The sequence below is a fragment of the Shewanella sp. Iso12 genome, from assembly GCF_012030025.1.
GTDB lineage: Bacteria > Pseudomonadota > Gammaproteobacteria > Enterobacterales > Shewanellaceae > Shewanella > Shewanella algae.
Map to the genome: position 1 here is coordinate 64,357 of NZ_JAAUHW010000008.1, position 19,340 is coordinate 83,696.

The window sequence follows — 19,340 nt, forward strand, 5'->3', positions numbered from 1 at the left end:
ATCAGGATCCAGGGCATTCCGACAATTTAAGGCATTGGTGATCTATCTTTGTGATTTTTGATCCCAATAGAGATTTTCAGGCACTAATTTGCCTGAATGTAGCACCCAGGACGCGCATCTGTGGCAGCCTTGCAACCTGAGTGTTAAATCAGCTTTGCAATATCTTGAGTGGCAGTCCCAGCATGTCATCACCGCTGCCGGCCAGATGCCAGATAACGGCCACCAGGGCCGCCACTGTCAGTAGATACCAGACAATGGAAAACACTTGCCCATACCTGTCCAGCGGTAACAGATGACTGTGATGACGCTGTTTCCACTCAAACAGAATCTCGGCGCTGCCTATCAACAACAGGAACCCCAGCAGTGCCAGCCCCAGACTGTAGCTGATAAATACCCCTATGGCAGCACCCAGAATACAGGCGATAAGGCCGATGGCGCTGTTCATCGAAAAGCTGATGCTCTTGAGAATATGCCCGCCATCGAGCGGCAAAATAGGCAGCAGGTTGAACAGGTTGAGCAAGGCGTTGAAGGCCGCCAGACCGGCAAAGAAGGGATTGCCTGTGATCCAGTAGGCCACGAGTGCCGCCAGGGACATCAACAGGCCAAAGGTTGGCCCCATGATGGAGATCACCACGTCTTGCCAGCGGGTGTTGATCTTCTCATCGGACAAGGCCAGGCCGCCCATGAAGGGGATGAGGTAGATACCCTTGGTCTTCATGCCAAAATATTTCATCGCTCGGATATGGCCGTACTCGTGAAACACCAGGCAGGCTATCAGAGCCAGGGCAAACTGCAGGGAAAACAGCCAGGAGTAGGCGGCAATACTGGCTCCTGCCAGGACTACCTTGATCACCTTGGCGCTCTTGAGCAGTTTGAAGCCCAGAGACACCAGCCCCACTAGACTCAGTTTCTGCTGTTTTACCGGCGCTATGTCCGGTGTTTGCCGCTCAATATCTTTGCTATTGCGGCTGCCTTCAATCGTGACTTGCTCATCGATGAGCAAGCGATAGCTCAGCTCAAAGGGTTGCCAGTTGAGCTGGGTTTCCAGGCATACCTTGATGCTGCTGCCATCGGCGCGACTGAGGCTGAACTCATGGCTGCCAATGCCTTGGTCATCGGCGCTGGCGGCTTGTTGTGAGACTAATTGGTTATCCCAAAAAAGTTGCTGCCAACCCGCCATGGAACCTTCCAGCCTCAGGGGCTTCCCTAAGCAATCTATTTTCAGAAGTTGCAAATCTATGACTCCGGTGAGAGAAAACGCGCCGATTATACCCATGGGCACCGGGCTTTGTCAGGGAAGGTGCGAACATGTCCGTGGGGGCTCTGCATCGGCTTACAGGTTTGGATACAAGGCGCAGTTCGCAGTAAATGGCCCAAGCCCTTTGCCAGAACGCCTTAGAGACTGTCCAGATAACGCACCATCTCCAGTCCTTGGGGAAAAGTGATAAAGGCTAACTTGGCGACGCAGCAACTGCCGAGCGCGGCGGCGTGCTTTTGCACCAACAGCTTGAGATCTGTGAGTTCGAGCTGTGCATGGCTCGGGCCTATTTGTGGCAATGAGGCCAGTACAGGTTCGTCACAGCGAATGGCCGGAAGTATGGGATAACATAAGCCGCCGGAATCTATCAGTTGATCGCCCTGGCAACTCAGGTGTTGATTCAGGCAGATATATTCCAGCCAGTCTCTTTCATTCTCGAGATACACCAGTTCGTCCGAATCTGCCGGTTTCAGAATGGCTGGCCAGGCTGGCTGTGTCATAGGGGCTCCAGGAATAAGCTGTCCCCAACACCATATCACAACGGCCTGGCGTTGCGATTAATTATCCCGCGTAGAACCGAGGCCCGGTTTAATATCAGCCGCGACTGCTGTAGTCGAAATGGACTTCTCCGTTTTGGTTTTGAACCACACAGGGGCCATGTTCCCTCTGGGTGCGCTGTTGCGCCGGGCCTATGTGAATTTCCACATTGGAGTAGATATGCTTCAGGGCTTCGACAAAGTAATGGCGATAGTAGCCTTCGGTTTCCGCCTTCAGCAGCTCGAGTTCGGTTTCTTCCCGCACTCGCTCATCATCGACACGGTGTTTCTCTTCCAGCATCATTTTGACCTGCTCGACCATGGCCGGATCTGCCTGCCATTCGCTCTTGGGTGGCAGTTTTCTCAGTCTGGCTTCCATATCCAAACCGGCTACCACCAAAACCCGGACACTTTCTTCCAGATCTTTGAGGTTTTGGCGGTACTCCCCCAAACGCATGGCGCAGAAGAGATCTGTCTTGGTATCGGCTGTGGCACCTATGGCGACGGCCTTGATGCCTTTTTCCGCCTTGGCAATTCCTCCCACCAGATCTCCGCGGCGGCCGTTGGCGTCGCTGACTGTGAGTTTACTGTCGGTACGACTATTGCTGTGCAGCAGCTGCTTGGTCACCAGGATATCGCCCTGGCATTGGAGATCGGAATATTGCACAAACTGGGCCGATATCTGCCCCTTGGCTCTGATTTGGGTCGACAACTCATTGGCGCGGATCTGCCTGCCTATGATGCCCTTGCTGACGGTTACATCCCCTTCGGCCATCAAGGATGCCGAGTCGACAAAACCCATTACAGTGATATCGCCACTGCTCTTGACCTGCATCCCCTCGTGGACGTCACCACTGATAAGAATACTGCCCTTGAAGTCGACATTGCCGTAGCCCACGTCCACATCTTTTATCTGCAATACATCATCTACTTGCATGCCGTTGCGGACTTCCACCGGCTGACCGGCAACCGTGGCGATAAGCTTATTGCTGTCTTTGGCGTTGAACTCTGTACCTTTGCCGGCCACCATCTCCAGATCTTTCCCCGGCTTGGCCGGCAATACTTCGCCGAAGACATTGTATCCTGGGGTGCCCTGAGTGGCGGGGATCCTTTCCATCAAGAGATCACCGGCATTGACCATGATGACTGCGCCCAGGTTACGCATGTCCACTGTGCCATCCTCCCGCTCCTGTGGGTGCAGCAGGCGCTCACGGGCCAGGGGCACTTTGCGATCCAATCTGGCATGGTTGCCGTTCACCGCCGCCTTGCCACAGGCAATAGTGCCTTCTATGGTTTCGCCCGGTTTACTCTGCTTCAGGCGTTTGAGCATGGTTTCTATCTTGATTTTCGACAGTCCCATGCAGATCTTCTCTTCTTTCAGGCGGCGAAGAATGTCCGGCAAGGTGATCTCTTTACCGCCCCAGGCGGCAGCGAGAGTCATACCGGCTTGCATCTTATCTTTACTGGGCTGGAGTGATATCTGGCCGTCACGGCGCTCGGCTATCTGAAAGAACTGCTCGAACTGACCATCTTCTTCGGCGTAAAGCTTATTGACGTCCTTGACGGCTTTGGCGATTTGACTGTCCAGCGGACAGAGATTGGCGAAGTCTGGTAGGGCCAATAGATGACGAATGGCTTCCTCGGTTACGGGGCCATGGGTTTTGGGGATGAGCCTCAGCTCGGCAAATTGCTTATTGCTGCTGAGTTCAACGAGATCCGGCGCCAGCATATTAAAGTTATCCAGGTTAGTTATACCCTTCCTTTTCGAAGTTTAAACATCGAGTACCAAGCTGTTTGTTGACGCCATAACTATGCTATGGCGAGACAACAGGCGCGTATCGACTGAATCAACTCCTGTACGGAATGGTACTATTATTATTTTCCCGACTGCTGTTGAGTATAGCAACATAAGCTCGCCAAAACGAAGCCTGTTGTTAACATATTATTAGCAGTTGCTCAAAAGATAATAGCCTTGAATACTTATAAAAATCTTTGATCTCTTAGCGAAAAGTTACCAAAATTGCCCGACGTTACTTTTTGTTACTGATATTCCGGTAAAGCTTGTATTTGTTGTTTTCGGCAACCACGTTCACGTTCCCGAAATGGGCCGCGATTGTGTCGCTGTAGGGCAGGTGACGATTGGCCACTATCTGCCATACTCCTCTGTCCTTTAACCTGTTGGCGCTGTCGGCGATAAAGCTTTCGGCAATCTGGGTGGTGGCTGCCAAGCCATCGTGAAACGGCGGGTTGGAGATGATGGCGTCGAACTCGCCCTGAGTGGCGCTCAAGCCATCGGATGGATAGACTTTGGCGCTCAGGCCGTTGGCCTTCAGTGTCAGCTCACAGGACAGCAGTGCCATGGCGTTGATGTCGACACAATCCAGATTAAGCTCAGGTTGGACCTTGAGCAGGGCGGCGGCAATCACTCCGGCGCCGCAGCCAAAGTCCAGTACCCGGCCCTCGAGCTTGGGCAGATGAGACAGCAACAGCTCAGTGCCCAGATCCAGGCGTTTTTCACTGAATACCCCGGCCATATTGCAGATTTGTATGTCCCCTTGGGGAGTGGGCAAGCTGTAATGGCTGACAAAGGCGTCAATATCCAGCGCCGTTGGGCTGGCGATGGCCTCGGCGGCAAACAGCAGGCAGTGACGGGCGTTGTCCAGTTTGGCCGCATTGCTGAACCAGCGGCTTTGCTGTTTGGCAAACGACTTTATCCCGCCTTTGTTTTCCCCTATGACCAGTAGTTGACCTCCCGGTTGCAGGTGCAGCGCCGCCAGTTCCAGCAGATAAGCGAGCAGCGGCTTGGCCTTGGGGTAGTAGACCACAACCGTCTCGAACCTGTCAGTATGGGGCAACTGGTGGCCAAAGTAACAATGAAGCTCGGCCTTGGCTTGCGACTTAAGCTGTTGGAAGTGATTGAAATCCAGCGCCAGGGCATCGACTCTCGGGCACAGGTTCAAAAGCTCTCTGGCGCAGCTGTCGCTCTCATGGTTGAGCAGCAGCAGGCTTTGGCCTTCAAATAGCGCACTGTTGCGCAGCAGTAATTGCGATGGCGGTGTCAGCAACATTGGGGACTTCCAAGGATAAAATCTGCCGCGCATTATAGCCAATCAGTGGCGGCAGCGGGCAAGAGTTATGGCCGGCAAACATAAAAAAAGCGGCCAAGGCCGCTTTTTGCAAGGTTAAGCATTACTGAGCAGCCCTTTGCCCTTTGGGCAGTAAGCTTATCAGTTTGGAGGCGATATCCGTGTTGTCCTGGTTGCCGATAAACAGCTCGGCGCCCGGGCCTGTGGCAAACACCTGCACATCTGTACCCGTATGGCCGCCGGTGGTCCAGCCGGTGTTGGAGCGGCGATCCACTTCCTGTTTGATAGCGCTGGCCAGCGTCTCTTTGCCTTGCATTCTGGCCTTGGTCAATTGTTCAAGCAACGCGGGTTCCAGCTCAAAACCCAGGCCTTGAGCCAGCGGCGCTTGCCAGTCTTCTGCGGTCAACGCAGCGGCGGCCAGGGTATCAATACTGGCAGACAGCCCCTTGAGCACCTCTGGGTTCCAGGCATATTTGCCCTTGCTGCCGATGGAGAGACCACCGGTATTGTGATCTGCGGTGGCCACCATCAGGGTATTGGGGTTTTGGCGCACGAACTGTTCGACCACTTCCATGGTATGGGCAAATTCATCCATCTCCGCCATGGCGGCGGCGATGTCGTTGTTGTGACCGGCCCAGTCGATCAGGCTGCCTTCAACCAGCAACACAAAGCCGTTGGGGTTTTGTGACAAGAGCTCCAGTGCCTTGCCTGTCATGGTGCTGAGGCGATGGCCGTTCTTGTCGTCCAGCACCCAGGGCAGTTGCACTTCGGCAAACAGGCCCATTACCTTGGGCTGTTTGATGCTTTCAAGCGCGCTGAACTCATGCAAAATTTGATAGCCCTTGGCATCAAACTTGGCCAGCAGCTCCTGATCGAAGTATTTCTGGCCGCCCCCCAGCATCACATCGGCATCCGTCTCCAGATACTTGTTGGCCAGCTCAGCATAGTTTTTGCGACTTTCGCTGTGAGACAGAAAGGCCGCCGGTGTGGCGTGATTTATCTGGGAAGTGACCGCCACTCCCGTGCTCATGCCCCGCTGCTTGGCCTTTTCCATTATGGTTGGGATCGGCTGCTTCTGGGTGTCGACCGAGATGGCGCCGTTATAGCTTTTTACTCCGGTTGCCAGCGCAGTTGCCGCGGCGGCGGAGTCGGTGACATAGCCACTGACTCTGGCGGGGTAGGTACTGGCCATACCGACCAACAGGCGATCAAATACCGTCTGTTCTATCTCTTCGGTATCCGGGTTGTCATTGAAATACCGGTAGGCGCTGGTATAAGCCGGCCCCATGCCATCACCGACCATGATCACGATATTTTGGGGTCTGGAAGGGGCGGGATTGGGCAACTGATTGGCATCGGCTGTCAGTGGCAGCAGCAATGACAGCCCCAGCAATGCGCCCGTGAGTTGGCTCAGTTTCATCAGAGTCTCATCCTTGTTGTTTTTGTTGCAGTCTTTGCTCAATGGCATTCATCAGCATGCCGGTGATATTGACATCGAAAGCCGCTTCAATCTCTTTGATGCAAGTTGGGCTGGTGACATTGATTTCGGTGAGCTTATCCCCAATCACATCCAGACCGACGAAGATCAGGCCGCGCTTTTTAAGCTCAGGGCCCAGGGCTCTGGCAATGGCCCAGTCACTTTCTGACAGAGGCTGGGCAACACCGCTGCCACCGGCCGCCAGGTTACCGCGGGTTTCGCCCTTCTTGGGGATACGCGCCAAACAGTAGGGTACAGGCTCGCCGTCGATGACCAGAATACGCTTGTCACCCTTGGTGATCTCGGGAATAAACACCTGCGCCATGGCATAGTTTTGGCCGTAATCTGTCAGGGTTTCTATGATAACCCCCAGGTTGGGGTCGTCCTGCTTGACCCTGAATATGGATGTGCCGCCCATGCCGTCCAATGGCTTGAGGATCACATCGCCATGCTGGGCATGGAAAGCGCGTAACCGCTGCGGATCGCGGCTGACGAGTGTCGTGGGGGTAAACTGGCTGAACCAGGCGGTAAACAGCTTTTCATTGGCATCACGCAGGCTCTGTGGCTTGTTGACTATTAATACCCCGGCCTCTTCGGCGCGCTCCAGCATGTAAGTGGCGTAGATATATTCGGTATCGAACGGTGGGTCCTTACGCATCAGAATCACATCCAGCTCCTTGAGCGGCGTGTCGGTCGCTTCACCCAACTGGTACCAATCAGTGGGATCTTCCTGAACCTTGAGCGGCCGCATCTTGGCCCAGGCTTCACCCTGCAGCAGTGCCAGATCCTGCATCTCCATATAGAAGAGCTCATAGCCGCGGGACTGCGCCGCCAACAACATGGCGAAGCTGGAGTCTTTCTTGATGTTGATATCCTTGATGGGGTCCATCACTATGCCGAGCTTGATCATGATGCCTTTCCTTTATTCGTTGCGCCCTCAGGGCGGAAAATGGTTAGCCCAGATCGCCGAATCTGAGCTGCAATGCGGTAATGGCGGTTAGCGCCGCGGTTTCGGTGCGCAGTACTCTGGGGCCGAGCAGGACTTCGGTAAATGCCTGGGTTTCTGTCATGGCAATTTCCTGCTCCGACAGGCCGCCTTCCGGACCTATCAAGAGCCGCACCTTGTTGTTTGGCAGTTCAAGGCCATTGATGCCGTGAGCGGCTCTGGGATGCAGATTGAGTTTCAGTGCCGTTGTCGGCTCGGCGCACCATGCTGCCAGCTCCATTACCGGTCTCACTTCAGGGACCCGGCTACGGCCGGATTGCTCACAGGCGCTGATAACAATTTTTTGCCACTGCTGCAGTTTCTTTTCCAACCTGTCGCCGCTGAGTTTAACGCCGCAACGCTCTGAAAACAGTGGCGTGATGGTGTTAACCCCCAACTCTACCGATTTTTGTAAGGTGAAGTCCATGCGATCGCCGCGGGAGATCACTTGCCCAAGGTGCAGATCCAGGGGGGACTCAGAGGGATTGTCCATGGCAGACAGCACGTGTACATCCACGGCTTTCTTTCCGGCGCTGACGATAGTGGCCAGATAGTCTTTGCCGTCACCATTGAACAGGCTTATCTGCTCGCCGCTGCTCATGCGCAGCACTCGGCCGACATGGGCGCTGGCATCATCATCCAATGACAGAACTTGGCCTGGGGTTATCGGGCCTGTGTGATAAATTCTCGGCACTCTCATGCTCTGTATTCCTTAGGCTTATTCTGCGCTGCCGCTGAGGCCGCTTTGGTTGCAGGCTTTCTGCACCAATGGGTTGTGATTGCCCTGAGAGGCGGCTATTACCTGATCTCGCCGGCACTCAATAGTATCAACTGGATAGCTTTTGTCCCACGCCTTGAACAACTTTAATTGGCTGGAGGCTATCTTGAGCCCATAGGTCTGCTGCATATAAAGGTAGGTACGGGCGATGCGTCCTCTTGCCTGCGCTGGCGGTTCTGCCTTACGGCCCTTGAAGTCGACTGTCATCTGACACTGGCCATATTGGCTTGGCTTGGCGTTCCACTGACTGAACCTGAAGTTGGATCTGTCGCCATTGACCTCACCCACTGCAGGCACCAGATTGTGCAGGTCGGCCTCCATGCGCTTAAAGGTCTTATCTTTGCTGCTGCAGTTCTTACGGCCGCCGTTTTGCCAGCACTGCAACTGATGGCCAAACTCCCAGGCAGGTACTATGTGCTCCCATTCGATGCGGTTGGCACGGGTCTCTTGTTTGCGAATCTGATAACCGCAACTTGCCAAATCCGGCTGCCATTTCTTGCCTTCCATTTTGATGGCACAGCCACAGTAGAAACTGACTGCCGGCAGCGTTTGACTGTAAATCACCTTGGCGCGTTTCTTGGCTTCGGAAAAACTGCTTGGATGGCTGGGCGATGCCAGCACAGAAGAGGCCGCCAAAAGCAGCGGCAGGGCCACGAGTGGCCGCAGGTGCAATGAAATCACGCTATTCCCTAAAATCATAACTTCGGGTGCCGACAGCCGATACCTCAGGTGCCAGACTTGGAATTGTTGCAGCAGATAGTAAAAGAAGCCGCCAGGCTTGGCAACTTGGCTCAGGATGGCTGAGGGCTAAGCAGTTGGCCGCAGCGGCGGCATTGATATTTAGCCTGGCCCCGCACGACCTTGTTATGACGGCGAATGCTCAGCTCTACTACACCGCAGCCACATTGATAGGGCAGGGTTCTGGGTTTGACCGAGCTGATATCCATCGAGTGAGTGGTACGCGGCGCCAGGCCATAAATCCGCCGCATCAGGCTTTGCCACTCCTTGCCATGAGGTCGGGTCTTGCCATGCAGTTGGAAACAGAGCAGGTGGCAAATCTCGTGTGGAACCACCTCATGGGTGAAGGTGTGCAGGTTTTGCTCCAGTAGCACCGGATTGAAGCGCAAGCGGTTCTCGGTTGGATGAGCGGTACCGGCGCTGCGGCCTCGCAGGGCAAAGCTGACCGAAGGGCGCTTTAGCGCTCGGCCCAGGGCGGCCTCAGCCTTGAGATAGCAAAGTTCTATTGCATCGAGCACTGCCTGCTGCGCCTCACTAGCGGCAGCTTGAGGCTGTGGCTCAGGTGCTTGGTTGTATTCAGAAGTGCCGGCGTTTTTAAGGGATCTGAACAACTGACTCAGCATGGGAAAACTCGAATTAGCATTAATTGACGGCGAATAAACAGAGGCGCAACTGCGCCTCTGTTGAGTCAGGGATTATAAACTTTTGGCCGCCGCTGTCAGCATGGCTTTGACCTGCTCGACTATCGCTTCTTCGGTAGCGGGTTCGAAACCGGCAATTCTCGGGGTATGAATATGCCCGGTGGGAATGCGGCTGCCGAGTTGGTTTTGCAGCAGGATAGCCCGGTAGGAGATCTCATTGGACAGGTAACCGCCGCCAGACCCCTCCACCGAAGTGCTGTTTTGCAATTCGCTCAGGCTGCTTGCCTGAAACTCGCCACGGGAAAGGGTGCTGACAGTATGGTTGTCGTTGGTTTTCCAGCGGCCGTCTACGCTCTGCATGGCTGCTACCGGCAGGGAGAACTCGACAAACTCAGGGCCATTGAGGGTGTCGTTTTCCAGTTTGGGTGGCAGAGGTCGCTGTTTACTGGCGCCGGTAAAAACATTGCGGTTGTCCGGGGCTTCGGCGCTGCGGTTGCGGCCCGGAAAGCGTTCCAGATCGAAGTCGCTGCGCCCCATACTGACAGTGACCACCATGTCGACACTCTTGTCGCGATAAACCGGGGTTAACAGCGACTCTATGATGCCCTCATCAAAGTCAGCGAAACGTACCGGGATCATCACTGTCTCTATCTGTGCCTGGCGGCCGTTAACCGAGAAGCGGTAACCATCCAATGCCAGGGCAACCAGACCTGAAGGGTTGCTCTGCTCTATATTGCGATCGAGAAAGAAGGGGTCGAATCCGGTCAGCAGTATCTTGATGCTGGCATCATCCTTAAAGTCAATATCGCTGAAGCCTCGGGATGACTTTTCCACCGCCTTGGTCAGTATTTCTCTTTGCCAGGAGGCGATATTGAACTTGGGCGACTGTTTGCCCAGCTCTGCTCGCATCTGCAACCGGCTCCAGTAAAGGGAGCGGTCGTCGCTGTGACCTGACTGCACATCTCTGACCGCCTGTTGCCACAGGCGTTGCCCCTGGTGCGCCACCATCTGGGTAACCTTGAGCTCATCGGTATGTTGGCGGTATTTCGTTACCAGATCATCTGTCAATGCCTGATAGCGCTGGACGACTTGAGGCATTTTTTCGTTGGCGGCAGGCAGGCGATCCTCTTCGACACCGGCCTGAGCCGACAGAGAAACCAGAGTACCCGACAGCAGGGCTATGGCCAGGCTGGGCTTAAACATGGCAGTTCCTTTCGCTTATAGAGTTTAAAGTTAGGGAAGGTGCGAATAAGTCCTCGTGGCATTCTCTTTTGTAGAGAGTGGCTTGCACAGTCATTGGCTCTCTGCGTTATCCGACCTTCCTCAAGTATGCAACACTCGTCAGCAACTGGAAAGCTATCTGTTACCTTGCCAGATTGTTGCCACAATTGAGCAGGGCTTTGCCAGACCATTATTCACTCCAGGGCTGTATGCTTGTTGCTTTGGCCGCCGGGAATAAAAGGGGAATGAGATGAATAAAGGTTTGCACAGAAAGCGCCTGAGTAAGCGTTTGCTGCTGCCCATGTTGCTGTGTTTATTGGCTCAACAAACGCAGGCTGTGGCAGCTGAGCAGACCAAGGTCAGTGACGTCGGCTCTGAGGTCACGGCCGAGGGGTGGCAAGAGGTACGCCGCTGGGACAAACGGTTCGAATCCGCAGGTGTTAAAGGCAGTTTACTGCTTTGGGATCAAAAGCGTTCTTTGGGGCTCTCCAACAATCTAAGTCGCGCCGCCGAAGGCTTTATTCCGGCTTCCACCTTCAAGATCCCTTCCAGCCTTATTGCGTTGGAAACCGGGGCGGTGCGCGATGAAACCAGTCGTTTTAGCTGGGACGGAAAGGTTCGTGAAATTGCCGCCTGGAACAGGGACCAGAGTTTTCGCACCGCAATGAAGTACTCTGTGGTGCCTGTGTATCAGCAGTTGGCCAGGGAGATAGGCCCCAAAGTGATGGCGGCTATGGTGCGGCAGCTGGAATATGGCAATCAGGATATCGGTGGCCAAGCGGACAGCTTCTGGCTCGACGGCCAACTGAGAATTACAGCATTTCAACAAGTGGATTTTCTAAGGCAACTGCATGACAACAAGTTACCTGTGTCCGAGCGCAGCCAGCGAATTGTCAAACAGATGATGCTGACCGAAGCGAGTACTGACTATATTATTCGCGCCAAGACAGGCTATGGTGTGCGGCGTACGCCGGCCATAGGTTGGTGGGTCGGTTGGTTGGAGTTGGACGACAACACTGTCTATTTCGCCGTTAACCTGGATCTGGCCTCGGCCAGCCAGTTACCGTTGCGCCAACAACTGGTGAAACAGGTGCTCAAGCAGGAACTGCTGCTGCCTTGAGTCTGGCTGGCACGGAATAGAGAGCCAAGACATAAGTCAGAGAAGGCCAACTTGTGTGCTGTGTTATTGATTCATATATAAGACCCCGGCCAAGGCTGGGGTCTTTAGCCTTCTTCATCTGCAAAGATTGGCTACATCATCAAAGATTGCAGCGACTCCTGACTGTTGAAGCGCTTGGTAAAGAAGTCCAGAAACACACTGATATTGGTCGCCAGTTGTCGACGGGAGGAATAGACGCCATAGACCTTGAAGGGTTCTATGGGCCACTCCTGCAGCAGCGGCACCAGGGCGCCGCTGGCCAGCTCGTTCTTGCATACCGAATGGGACAACATGGCGATGCCAAAGTCATCCAGTGCCAGTTGCTTGACCATGATGGCACTGTTCACTCGAGTGCGGCGCCTGAAGCTGGCCATGGTTTTGCGGCTCCCCTTGCCCAGCGGCCAGATGGGGGCCGAGCGTGAGGTACCCAGCAAGATACCATCGTGACGGGCCAGATCTCTCGGGGTTGCCGGCGTTCCTTTGGACTTGAGATAGCCTGGGCCAGCCACCAGAATCGGCTGACGTTCAAACAGGAGCCGGGCGACGAGATCCGAAGGCTGCAGCGGGCCATACTTGATGGCGATATCATAGCCTTCGCCCACCAAGCCCACATCGGCATCGGTAAACTGAACATCCAGTTCGACCCCGGGATAAAGCCGCATAAAGCCGCTGCAGAGATTGGCGATTAACTCTTGGCTGAATGAAACCGGGATTGCAATCCGCAATGAACCGGAAACATCGTTATGGGTATTCTCGATTGTGGCCTTTGCCGCTTCCACTTCGTTGCAGATGCTGTCACAGTGTTGATAAAAGAGCGCGCCCACCTGAGTGAGGCTTATTGAGCGGGTATTTCGTTGCAGCAGACGGACCCCAAGCTGTTGTTCCAGTTGGGCGATTTTTCGGCTAATGGTAGACTTTGGCAGGCCGGTTTCACGAGCCGCCTGAGAGAAGCCTTCTGCTCTGACCACTGCTGCAAATAGGAGCATCCCATTCAAATCTGGCATGTTTTTATTACTGTCTCAAAAATGGAACATAGCGTCTAAGGCAGTTTAATGGCATTTGACGGGATAACAAAGGTATATTTATTGGCTAAAAAATTTCAGAGGCTTAGCAGAGGATCGATAGATGACCAGCAAGAAGCAGCCCGCAAACACGACTCAAGCCCAGACTCCGGATCCCCTGTTTCTGCAGGCGGAGCATTTGGCTAAGGATTTTTCGCTGTTCCCAGAGCACAGCAAACAGAGCCTTTCTGAAGAGATAAAGGGTCTGTTGGATGACGATGCCATCCAGAGTAACTTAAAGTCATTGGCGCAGTTGGATGTGGATGGCTATGTTGCCAAAGTTATCCAGCCTACCCAGGACAAGAACCGCCCAGGTGCCAAGCGAATCATTGCCGATCTGAAAGGCAAGATGATCGCCGAGAGCCACAACGGCCCATTCTACAGCGCCGAAATAGAGCTTAACTTTGGTGGTCGTAACCGCCGCATCGGCTTTATTGCCCAGGAGCGCACCACGGCCAACGGTGCCTGGATGCCGGAACATCACCTGCAGGCCTGTGAGGCGATTCGTCATTTCGCCGAATTGTCCATGCCCATAGTTTACCTGATTGATACCCCCGGAGCCGATGCCGGTGAGGTGGCCAACAGCCATAACCAGGCACATTCTATTTCCAAGGCGATTGCCGAGAGTGCCAACGTCGATGTGCCGACTCTGGGTATAGTGATTGGCGCCGGCTACTCGGGTGGTGCTATCCCACTGGCGGCGGCCAATATACTGTTGTCGCTGCGTGATGGTATTTTCAACACCATTCAGCCTCAGGGCCTGCAGAGCATCGCCCGCAAGTACAACCTTTCATGGCAGGAGTGTGCCAAGTCTGTGGGTGTGTCCCCGGAAGAGCTCTATACCTCAGGTTGTATCGACGGCATTGTGGATTTCTCTCCTTATGATCGCGACGAGCGTCAGCACAACCTGCGCCGCGCCATCATCAGCGCCATCGAAGCCATTGAACGCGCCGCAGTGCAGTTTGTAAAAGAATCCGATGACCTGCGCGAACACTATGATCGCAGCCTCAAGCGTTTCCTCGAACCTTCCAAGAGCCTCAAGGCATTGGAGTCCAACGCGGAAATGTCGGTTGCCATCAGCCCGACCATGCACCTTAACCTGTTCGGCAGCGCCTACCGTTATCTGCGTTATTTGACTCTGCGCAGCCGTATTCACTCCATCTCCATGGATCAGTATGGTCGCCTGTCCAAGGTGAGTGTGCCCGAAGGGGATCTGTTGGCCCGGATCCAGAAGGAGCAGGAGAAGGTGTTCCAGGCTTGGCTGTCCAGCCCGGATAAGCTGGTTTACGACGAAGAACTCAACAAGCTGTGGAGTAACTTCATCTCCAAGCGTGATGATGTTTCCACCGAGCGTAACATGCTGACCCGTCTGATCCTGGGTGAGCCGAAAGAGAACTACAAGAAGGCCCGTAAGGCGCTGCTGTTCAACATTGGTTGGTCTTTGTATCACCGTTGGAAGAGTAATGCCGCCAACAACTTCAAGGGGCTTATCCACTATCTGGAAACTCTGCCGGCAGAAGTGACTCAGGCGCCTTGGCCTGAACTGAACCAGCTGACAGTACTGGATGTAGTGGTCAATGAAGAGCTGCGTGAAGACTTCATTTGGCAGTGTTACAACATCCTGATCTTTAACGCGCTGTACGACAATGTCGTGGGTAACCTGGCCTCTATCGCCAAGGAAGCCATGATGGCCAAGAGCCTGTCGCGTCAGTCTGTTGATGGCCTGCTGCACAAGTCTATCGACCGGGCGATTTCCACTCAGGATACCGCCAACGACAAGAGCAAGTTCTACAAGTGGCTGAAGTACTTCATGTCACAGTCCAACCGCGCCGAACTGCTGACCAAGACAGAGCAGTGGAAGAGTGTAGGTTTCCCACAACTGAACGATTCGCTGTTCGTTATCCTGACTTACTTCTTTGAGCGTCTGCTGCCGGAATACTTCGACAGCGAAGAGGACAAGGGCAAGTACACAGGTGCCATCAACCCGGTGCGTATCGGTCGTCGTAAGGACTTCTGGAACCGTTTGACCATGGGTTACCAGGATCTGCTGATCCAGAAGGTGCTGCGTGACGAGAAGAAAGCCGGCAATATGACCTGGGAAAATATCATCGCCAAGTTCTTCAAGAACTTCGATGAGATCAATGGCGACAAGATGTCGGCCAACCTGCTCAACTTCCCGGGCTTCCGTCTCTCTATTGAAGATGCACTCGACAAGGGCATTCGCCCCTGTGGTTTGATCACGGGTCTGGCGGACTTTGAACATGGCGGCAAGGCGCTGCGTGTCGGGGTTGCTGTATCCAACACCGCCTTCCAGGCCGGTGCCTTCGATATGGCCAGTGCCGAGAAGTTCTCTGCGCTGCTTATTGAGTGTGCCAAGCGCAGGCTGCCGGTGATCTGCTTTATCAGCTCCGGCGGTATGCAGACCAAAGAGGGGGCTGCTGCGCTGTTCTCCATGGCCGTGGTGAACGACCGTATTACCCGTTTCGTGCGTGACAACGAATTGCCTGTGCTGATGTTCGGTTTCGGTGACTGTACCGGTGGAGCCCAGGCATCCTTCGTGACTCACCCTCTGGTGCAGACTTATTATCTGTCCGGTACCAATATGCCGTTTGCCGGTCAGATGGTGGTACCTGCTTACCTGCCATCCACTTCGACTCTGTCCAACTACCTGTCCAAGGTGCCCGGAGCGATGAATGGCCTGGTCAACAACCCATTCAGCACTCAGCTCGATGAACAGCTCAAGAGCATAGATCCTCTGATGCCTATGCCTAACGCCGAGATAAGTGATGTGTTGACCAATGCTCTGTCGACCCTGGTGGTTGAAGTTGAAGAGGTCAGCGAAGAGATAGTACAGGACGATCCTCGTGCCCTGATGAAGCCTATCGACAAGGTGCTGGTACATGCCCGAGGCTGTACTGCGGTGAAACTGATCCGTAAGGCCCACGACAATGGCATTAATGTGGTACTGGTGGCGTCCGATCCTGATATGACTTCGGTTCCTGCCGACATGCTCAAGGAAAACGACAAACTGGTTTGTCTCGGCGGTAACACTTCCGACGAGTCCTACCTGAACGCTTATTCAGTGTTGAAAGTGGCCGAGTATGAGCAGGTAGACGCACTGCACCCAGGTATCGGCTTCCTGTCGGAAAGCCCACAGTTCGCCGCCCTGTGTGTGAACAACGGCGTGAACTTTGTTGGCCCAAGTGTGCACTCGATGACAACCATGGGTAACAAGTCCAACGCCATCAAGACCTCTCAGGCGCAGAATGTGCCCGTGGTACCAGGCTCTCACGGTATTCTGACCAACGCCGAGCAAGCGGTTAACGTGGCCAACGAAATCGGCTACCCAGTGCTGCTCAAAGCGGTACAAGGTGGTGGCGGTAAGGGTATCCAAGTGGTTAAGCGCCCCGAGGATATGATTGGCCTGTTCCAGAAAACCTCCACCGAAGCGGCTGCCGCCTTTGGTAATGGTGACCTGTACCTGGAAAAATATGTGACTTCACTGCGTCACATCGAAGTCCAGTTGCTGCGTGACAAGTTCGGCAACACCAAGGTACTGGGTCTGCGTGACTGCTCGGTACAGCGTAACAACCAGAAGGTGATTGAAGAGTCCGGTTCCACCATGCTGCCTGAAGAACTCAAGCAGAGAGTGATGGAATACACCCGTGCTTTGGGTGATGCCACCGACTATATGGGCGCAGGTACCGTTGAGTTCATCTATAACCTGGATGCCAACGAAGTCTACTTCATGGAGATGAATACCCGTCTGCAGGTAGAGCACCCGGTAACCGAAGCGACTTCCGGTATTGATATCGTCAGCGCGCAATTCGATGTGGCAGCCGGTCGCTCCATTGAAGATCTGCAGCCGCAGGAAATTGGCTATGCGATGGAAGTGCGGGTGACAGCCGAGAAGGCTGCTCTGGATAGCCAGGGCATACTGCAGCTGGTGCCAAACCCGGGGCTTATCACTGAGTGCGTGATGCCCGAGCGCGATGATGTGGAAATCATCTCTATCGCGGCCGATGGCAAAGAAGTGTCGCCATACTACGACAGCCTGATTGCCCAGATCATCATCCGCGGTGAAAGCCGGGACGATGTGATTGCCAAGATGTATGACTATCTGGATCAGGTGGTCATCAAGGGAATCGCCACCAACATCCCGCTGCTGAAGCGGATCCTGGCCGACGAGACCTTCCGTGAAGGCGTGTATGACACCAACTATCTGCCGCGCCTGATGGCCGAGCTGGATATCCCAGCCCTGATCGCCGAAATGGAAGCCGCCGCCGAAACTCAAGGTGTGGATACCGAATCGCTGCGTGTGGGTGAGTCCAACGAGCTCAAGGTGTTGGCTCAGGGCGCGGGTATCTTCTATACCTCTCCGGCGCCGGGCGAAGCCGACTTCGTCAAGGAAGGCGACATAGTGACTGTCGATCAAACGCTGGCACTGACCGAAGCGATGAAGATGTTCTCTCAGGTGACACTGGCAGGCTTCAACCGCAAGGGCGCCGAGCTGTATCCAGAGGATAAGAAATACCGCATTGAGCGGATCCTCAACAGCAATGGCCAACAGGTCTCTCAAGGCGATCTGCTGTTTGTGGTCTCCCCTGTGGAAGACTGAGGCTGCTGATTGTCAGTAACCCGAAAAGGCCCGCCATGTGCGGGTCTTTTGTTTCTTAACGGTTGGATTCAATTTCAGATGGCGCAGCATATGACCAGAAGCTGATGTTTTTGAACTAATATTGAATGTATCCTGAATCGCCGGAGCTTACAGATTGCTGAGATATTTGCGGCCCATATTGTTTGGCAGCCTTTTACTGGCAACGGCCGCAGTCAATGCAGTCACAATTCCCTATTGTGTCGACCCCGACTGGATGCCCTATGAAGGCATAGACCAAGGCAAGCACGTGGGGATCTCTTCCGGCTTTCTTGAGCTTATCGATCAGCAGACAGATTGGCAGTTTCAGCTGGTGCCCACCGAGAGCTGGCAACAGACATTAGCCTACTTGAAGCAGCAACGCTGTGTATTCACCCCCATGCTCAACTACACTCCCAGGCGCGCTGAGTTCTTATATTTCAGCGATATCTATAGCCGTTCTCCCAATGTGTTGGTTTCCCGCCGCGAGCAACCCTTTCTGCAAAGTATGGAACAGGTCGGTGATAGAAGCTTGGCAATCCCCAAAGGTTACCGCTTGCTGGATTATGTGCGCCAGAACTATCCCAAGATCCGCATTATTCTGGCCGAGACAGAGCAGCAGGGATTGGAGATGGTCTCCAGCGGTGAGGCGGATCTATTTATCGGCTCTATGTATTCCATCAATGCCCGCATTCAGCAGAGCGGGTTGTTCAATCTCAAAATCGCTGGTTGGGCCGGGCCAGAGGATCAGTTCCGGATGGCGGTAACAGAGAATGCCAAATGGATGTTACCCGAGCTCAATCATTTACTGGCGCAGATTTCCGATGAACACAGGGCCAGGCTGTACCGGCAGTGGAGCAATATGGCGGTGCTGGAACAGACAGATTACCGAATGTTCTGGCAGTTGTTGGCGGTGGCAACATTGATCTTCGGTGCCTTGCTGGCACGTAACCGCTGGATCAGTAAATACAACCGCGAGTTGACAGCCAAGAATCAACAACTGGAACAATTGCGCAATCAGTTGCTGGAAACCAACAGAGAACTTGAGTTTATTTCGACCCACGACCCTTTGACCAAGTTATATAACCGTCACTATTTCCACCGACACTTCGCCGCCGAACACCGCAGTAACTCGGCACAAGGGCACACGTCACTGATAGTAATAGACATAGATTTTTTTAAAGAGATCAATGATCGTCATGGCCACAGTGTGGGAGATTCGATTCTCCGCGAACTGGCGGCTCTGCTCAAAGATGGTGCCCGTGAACAGGATCTGGTGGCACGCTGGGGGGGGGAGGAGTTTATGATCATCTGCCCGGATACCGACTGTGTGCAGGCGGGGTGTTTATGTGAGCGTCTGGCACTGGCGATGAAGGTTTATCCCTTTTCAGCCGGTGTTAGCCTGAGTTGCAGTTTTGGACTGACAGAACTTAAAGCCGGTGAATCGATCTGGAGTGCATTTGATCGGGCAGATTTGGCCTTGTACCGGGCCAAGTCGGAAGGTCGCAATAGGATCTGCTGCGATCCCGAATCCGATCGAGCCGATAAAATCAGCTCAAATTCGTCAGCTTAGCGCTGTAGCGGCGCTTTTATACAATCAATTTCTGCATTAATCGCTCGAATATAGAAAATATTGAATTTCAAGATGTTGAATTTAATGAATTTTATTTTTGTTGCCCGTCTGTGATGACAAACTGGTGAAAATTGAAACTGCTGATTGCAGCCTATAGGGGTTTCGGTGTTATAATACGCGCCTTATTTATGGGG

The 19,340-nt window shown here is 53.9% G+C and carries 14 protein-coding genes; 3 read left to right on the forward strand and 11 right to left on the reverse strand.

From position 1 onward, the window contains the following. Positions 1-148 precede the first annotated feature (148 nt). The 10 genes from HCX89_RS14185 to HCX89_RS14230 form a co-directional block, all read right to left on the reverse strand. A complete protein-coding gene (locus tag HCX89_RS14185; RefSeq protein WP_174539790.1) occupies positions 149-1,276 on the reverse strand; it encodes a site-2 protease family protein in 1,128 nt (375 codons plus the stop codon). 119 nt (positions 1,277-1,395) lie between these two features. Next, complete coding sequence (locus HCX89_RS14190) at positions 1,396-1,758, reverse strand: DUF4144 family protein (RefSeq protein ID WP_054743541.1); 363 nt, start codon at positions 1,756-1,758, stop codon at positions 1,396-1,398. A gap of 94 nt (positions 1,759-1,852) precedes the next feature. Beyond that, on the reverse strand, positions 1,853-3,523 hold the full coding sequence (locus tag HCX89_RS14195) for a DUF342 domain-containing protein (protein WP_167716489.1): 1,671 nt from the start codon (positions 3,521-3,523) through the stop codon (positions 1,853-1,855). Between the two features lie 301 nt (positions 3,524-3,824). Further along, a complete protein-coding gene (locus tag HCX89_RS14200; RefSeq protein ID WP_167716552.1) occupies positions 3,825-4,859 on the reverse strand; it encodes a class I SAM-dependent methyltransferase in 1,035 nt (344 codons plus the stop codon). A gap of 124 nt (positions 4,860-4,983) precedes the next feature. Further along, the gene (locus HCX89_RS14205; protein ID WP_167716491.1) at positions 4,984-6,300 is read right to left on the reverse strand and encodes an alkaline phosphatase; all 1,317 of its coding nucleotides are present in this window, start codon (positions 6,298-6,300) and stop codon (positions 4,984-4,986) included. A 7-nt stretch (positions 6,301-6,307) separates the two neighbouring features. Continuing rightward, on the reverse strand, positions 6,308-7,267 hold the full coding sequence (gshB, locus tag HCX89_RS14210) for a glutathione synthase (RefSeq protein WP_025889743.1): 960 nt from the start codon (positions 7,265-7,267) through the stop codon (positions 6,308-6,310). Positions 7,268-7,310: 43 nt separating this feature from the next. Next, a complete protein-coding gene (rsmE, locus tag HCX89_RS14215) occupies positions 7,311-8,042 on the reverse strand; it encodes a 16S rRNA (uracil(1498)-N(3))-methyltransferase (RefSeq protein ID WP_167716493.1) in 732 nt (243 codons plus the stop codon). An 18-nt stretch (positions 8,043-8,060) separates the two neighbouring features. Further along, entirely contained in the window at positions 8,061-8,819 is a 759-nt protein-coding gene (locus HCX89_RS14220) for an endonuclease (RefSeq protein ID WP_044735160.1), read from the reverse strand. A gap of 92 nt (positions 8,820-8,911) precedes the next feature. After that, a complete protein-coding gene (locus HCX89_RS14225) occupies positions 8,912-9,481 on the reverse strand; it encodes a SprT family zinc-dependent metalloprotease (RefSeq protein ID WP_044735159.1) in 570 nt (189 codons plus the stop codon). A 72-nt stretch (positions 9,482-9,553) separates the two neighbouring features. Continuing rightward, positions 9,554-10,702: a hypothetical protein gene (locus HCX89_RS14230; RefSeq protein ID WP_167716495.1), complete on the reverse strand. Its 1,149-nt coding sequence runs from the start codon at positions 10,700-10,702 to the stop codon at positions 9,554-9,556. 268 nt (positions 10,703-10,970) lie between these two features. Between HCX89_RS14230 and blaOXA the strand changes: the two genes are divergently transcribed. Next, complete coding sequence (gene blaOXA / locus HCX89_RS14235) at positions 10,971-11,840, forward strand: OXA-55 family carbapenem-hydrolyzing class D beta-lactamase (RefSeq protein WP_167716497.1); 870 nt, start codon at positions 10,971-10,973, stop codon at positions 11,838-11,840. Between the two features lie 131 nt (positions 11,841-11,971). Here blaOXA and HCX89_RS14240 read toward each other — a convergent pair whose 3' ends face one another. Next, positions 11,972-12,883: a LysR family transcriptional regulator gene (locus HCX89_RS14240; protein WP_025008920.1), complete on the reverse strand. Its 912-nt coding sequence runs from the start codon at positions 12,881-12,883 to the stop codon at positions 11,972-11,974. 121 nt (positions 12,884-13,004) lie between these two features. Here HCX89_RS14240 and HCX89_RS14245 point away from each other — a divergent pair, with 121 nt between their 5' ends. Then, a complete protein-coding gene (locus tag HCX89_RS14245) occupies positions 13,005-17,558 on the forward strand; it encodes a biotin carboxylase N-terminal domain-containing protein (RefSeq protein ID WP_096140983.1) in 4,554 nt (1,517 codons plus the stop codon). Between the two features lie 154 nt (positions 17,559-17,712). Beyond that, positions 17,713-19,146, forward strand: coding sequence for a diguanylate cyclase (locus HCX89_RS14250; RefSeq protein ID WP_167716499.1), 1,434 nt, complete (start codon positions 17,713-17,715; stop codon positions 19,144-19,146). The last annotated feature ends 194 nt before the right edge of the window (positions 19,147-19,340 follow it).

Coding starts and splice junctions, on each gene's coding strand:
- HCX89_RS14230 (WP_167716495.1), bottom strand. CDS start 10,702: ATGTTTAAGCCCAGCCTGGCCATAGCCCTGCTGTCGGGTACTCTGGTT.
- HCX89_RS14245 (WP_096140983.1), top strand. CDS start 13,005: ATGACCAGCAAGAAGCAGCCCGCAAACACGACTCAAGCCCAGACTCCG.
- HCX89_RS14185 (WP_174539790.1), bottom strand. CDS start 1,276: ATGGGTATAATCGGCGCGTTTTCTCTCACCGGAGTCATAGATTTGCAA.
- gshB (WP_025889743.1), bottom strand. CDS start 7,267: ATGATCAAGCTCGGCATAGTGATGGACCCCATCAAGGATATCAACATC.
- blaOXA (WP_167716497.1), top strand. CDS start 10,971: ATGAATAAAGGTTTGCACAGAAAGCGCCTGAGTAAGCGTTTGCTGCTG.
- HCX89_RS14190 (WP_054743541.1), bottom strand. CDS start 1,758: ATGACACAGCCAGCCTGGCCAGCCATTCTGAAACCGGCAGATTCGGAC.
- rsmE (WP_167716493.1), bottom strand. CDS start 8,042: ATGAGAGTGCCGAGAATTTATCACACAGGCCCGATAACCCCAGGCCAA.
- HCX89_RS14225 (WP_044735159.1), bottom strand. CDS start 9,481: ATGCTGAGTCAGTTGTTCAGATCCCTTAAAAACGCCGGCACTTCTGAA.
- HCX89_RS14220 (WP_044735160.1), bottom strand. CDS start 8,819: ATGATTTTAGGGAATAGCGTGATTTCATTGCACCTGCGGCCACTCGTG.
- HCX89_RS14240 (WP_025008920.1), bottom strand. CDS start 12,883: ATGCCAGATTTGAATGGGATGCTCCTATTTGCAGCAGTGGTCAGAGCA.
- HCX89_RS14195 (WP_167716489.1), bottom strand. CDS start 3,523: ATGCTGGCGCCGGATCTCGTTGAACTCAGCAGCAATAAGCAATTTGCC.
- HCX89_RS14205 (WP_167716491.1), bottom strand. CDS start 6,300: ATGAAACTGAGCCAACTCACGGGCGCATTGCTGGGGCTGTCATTGCTG.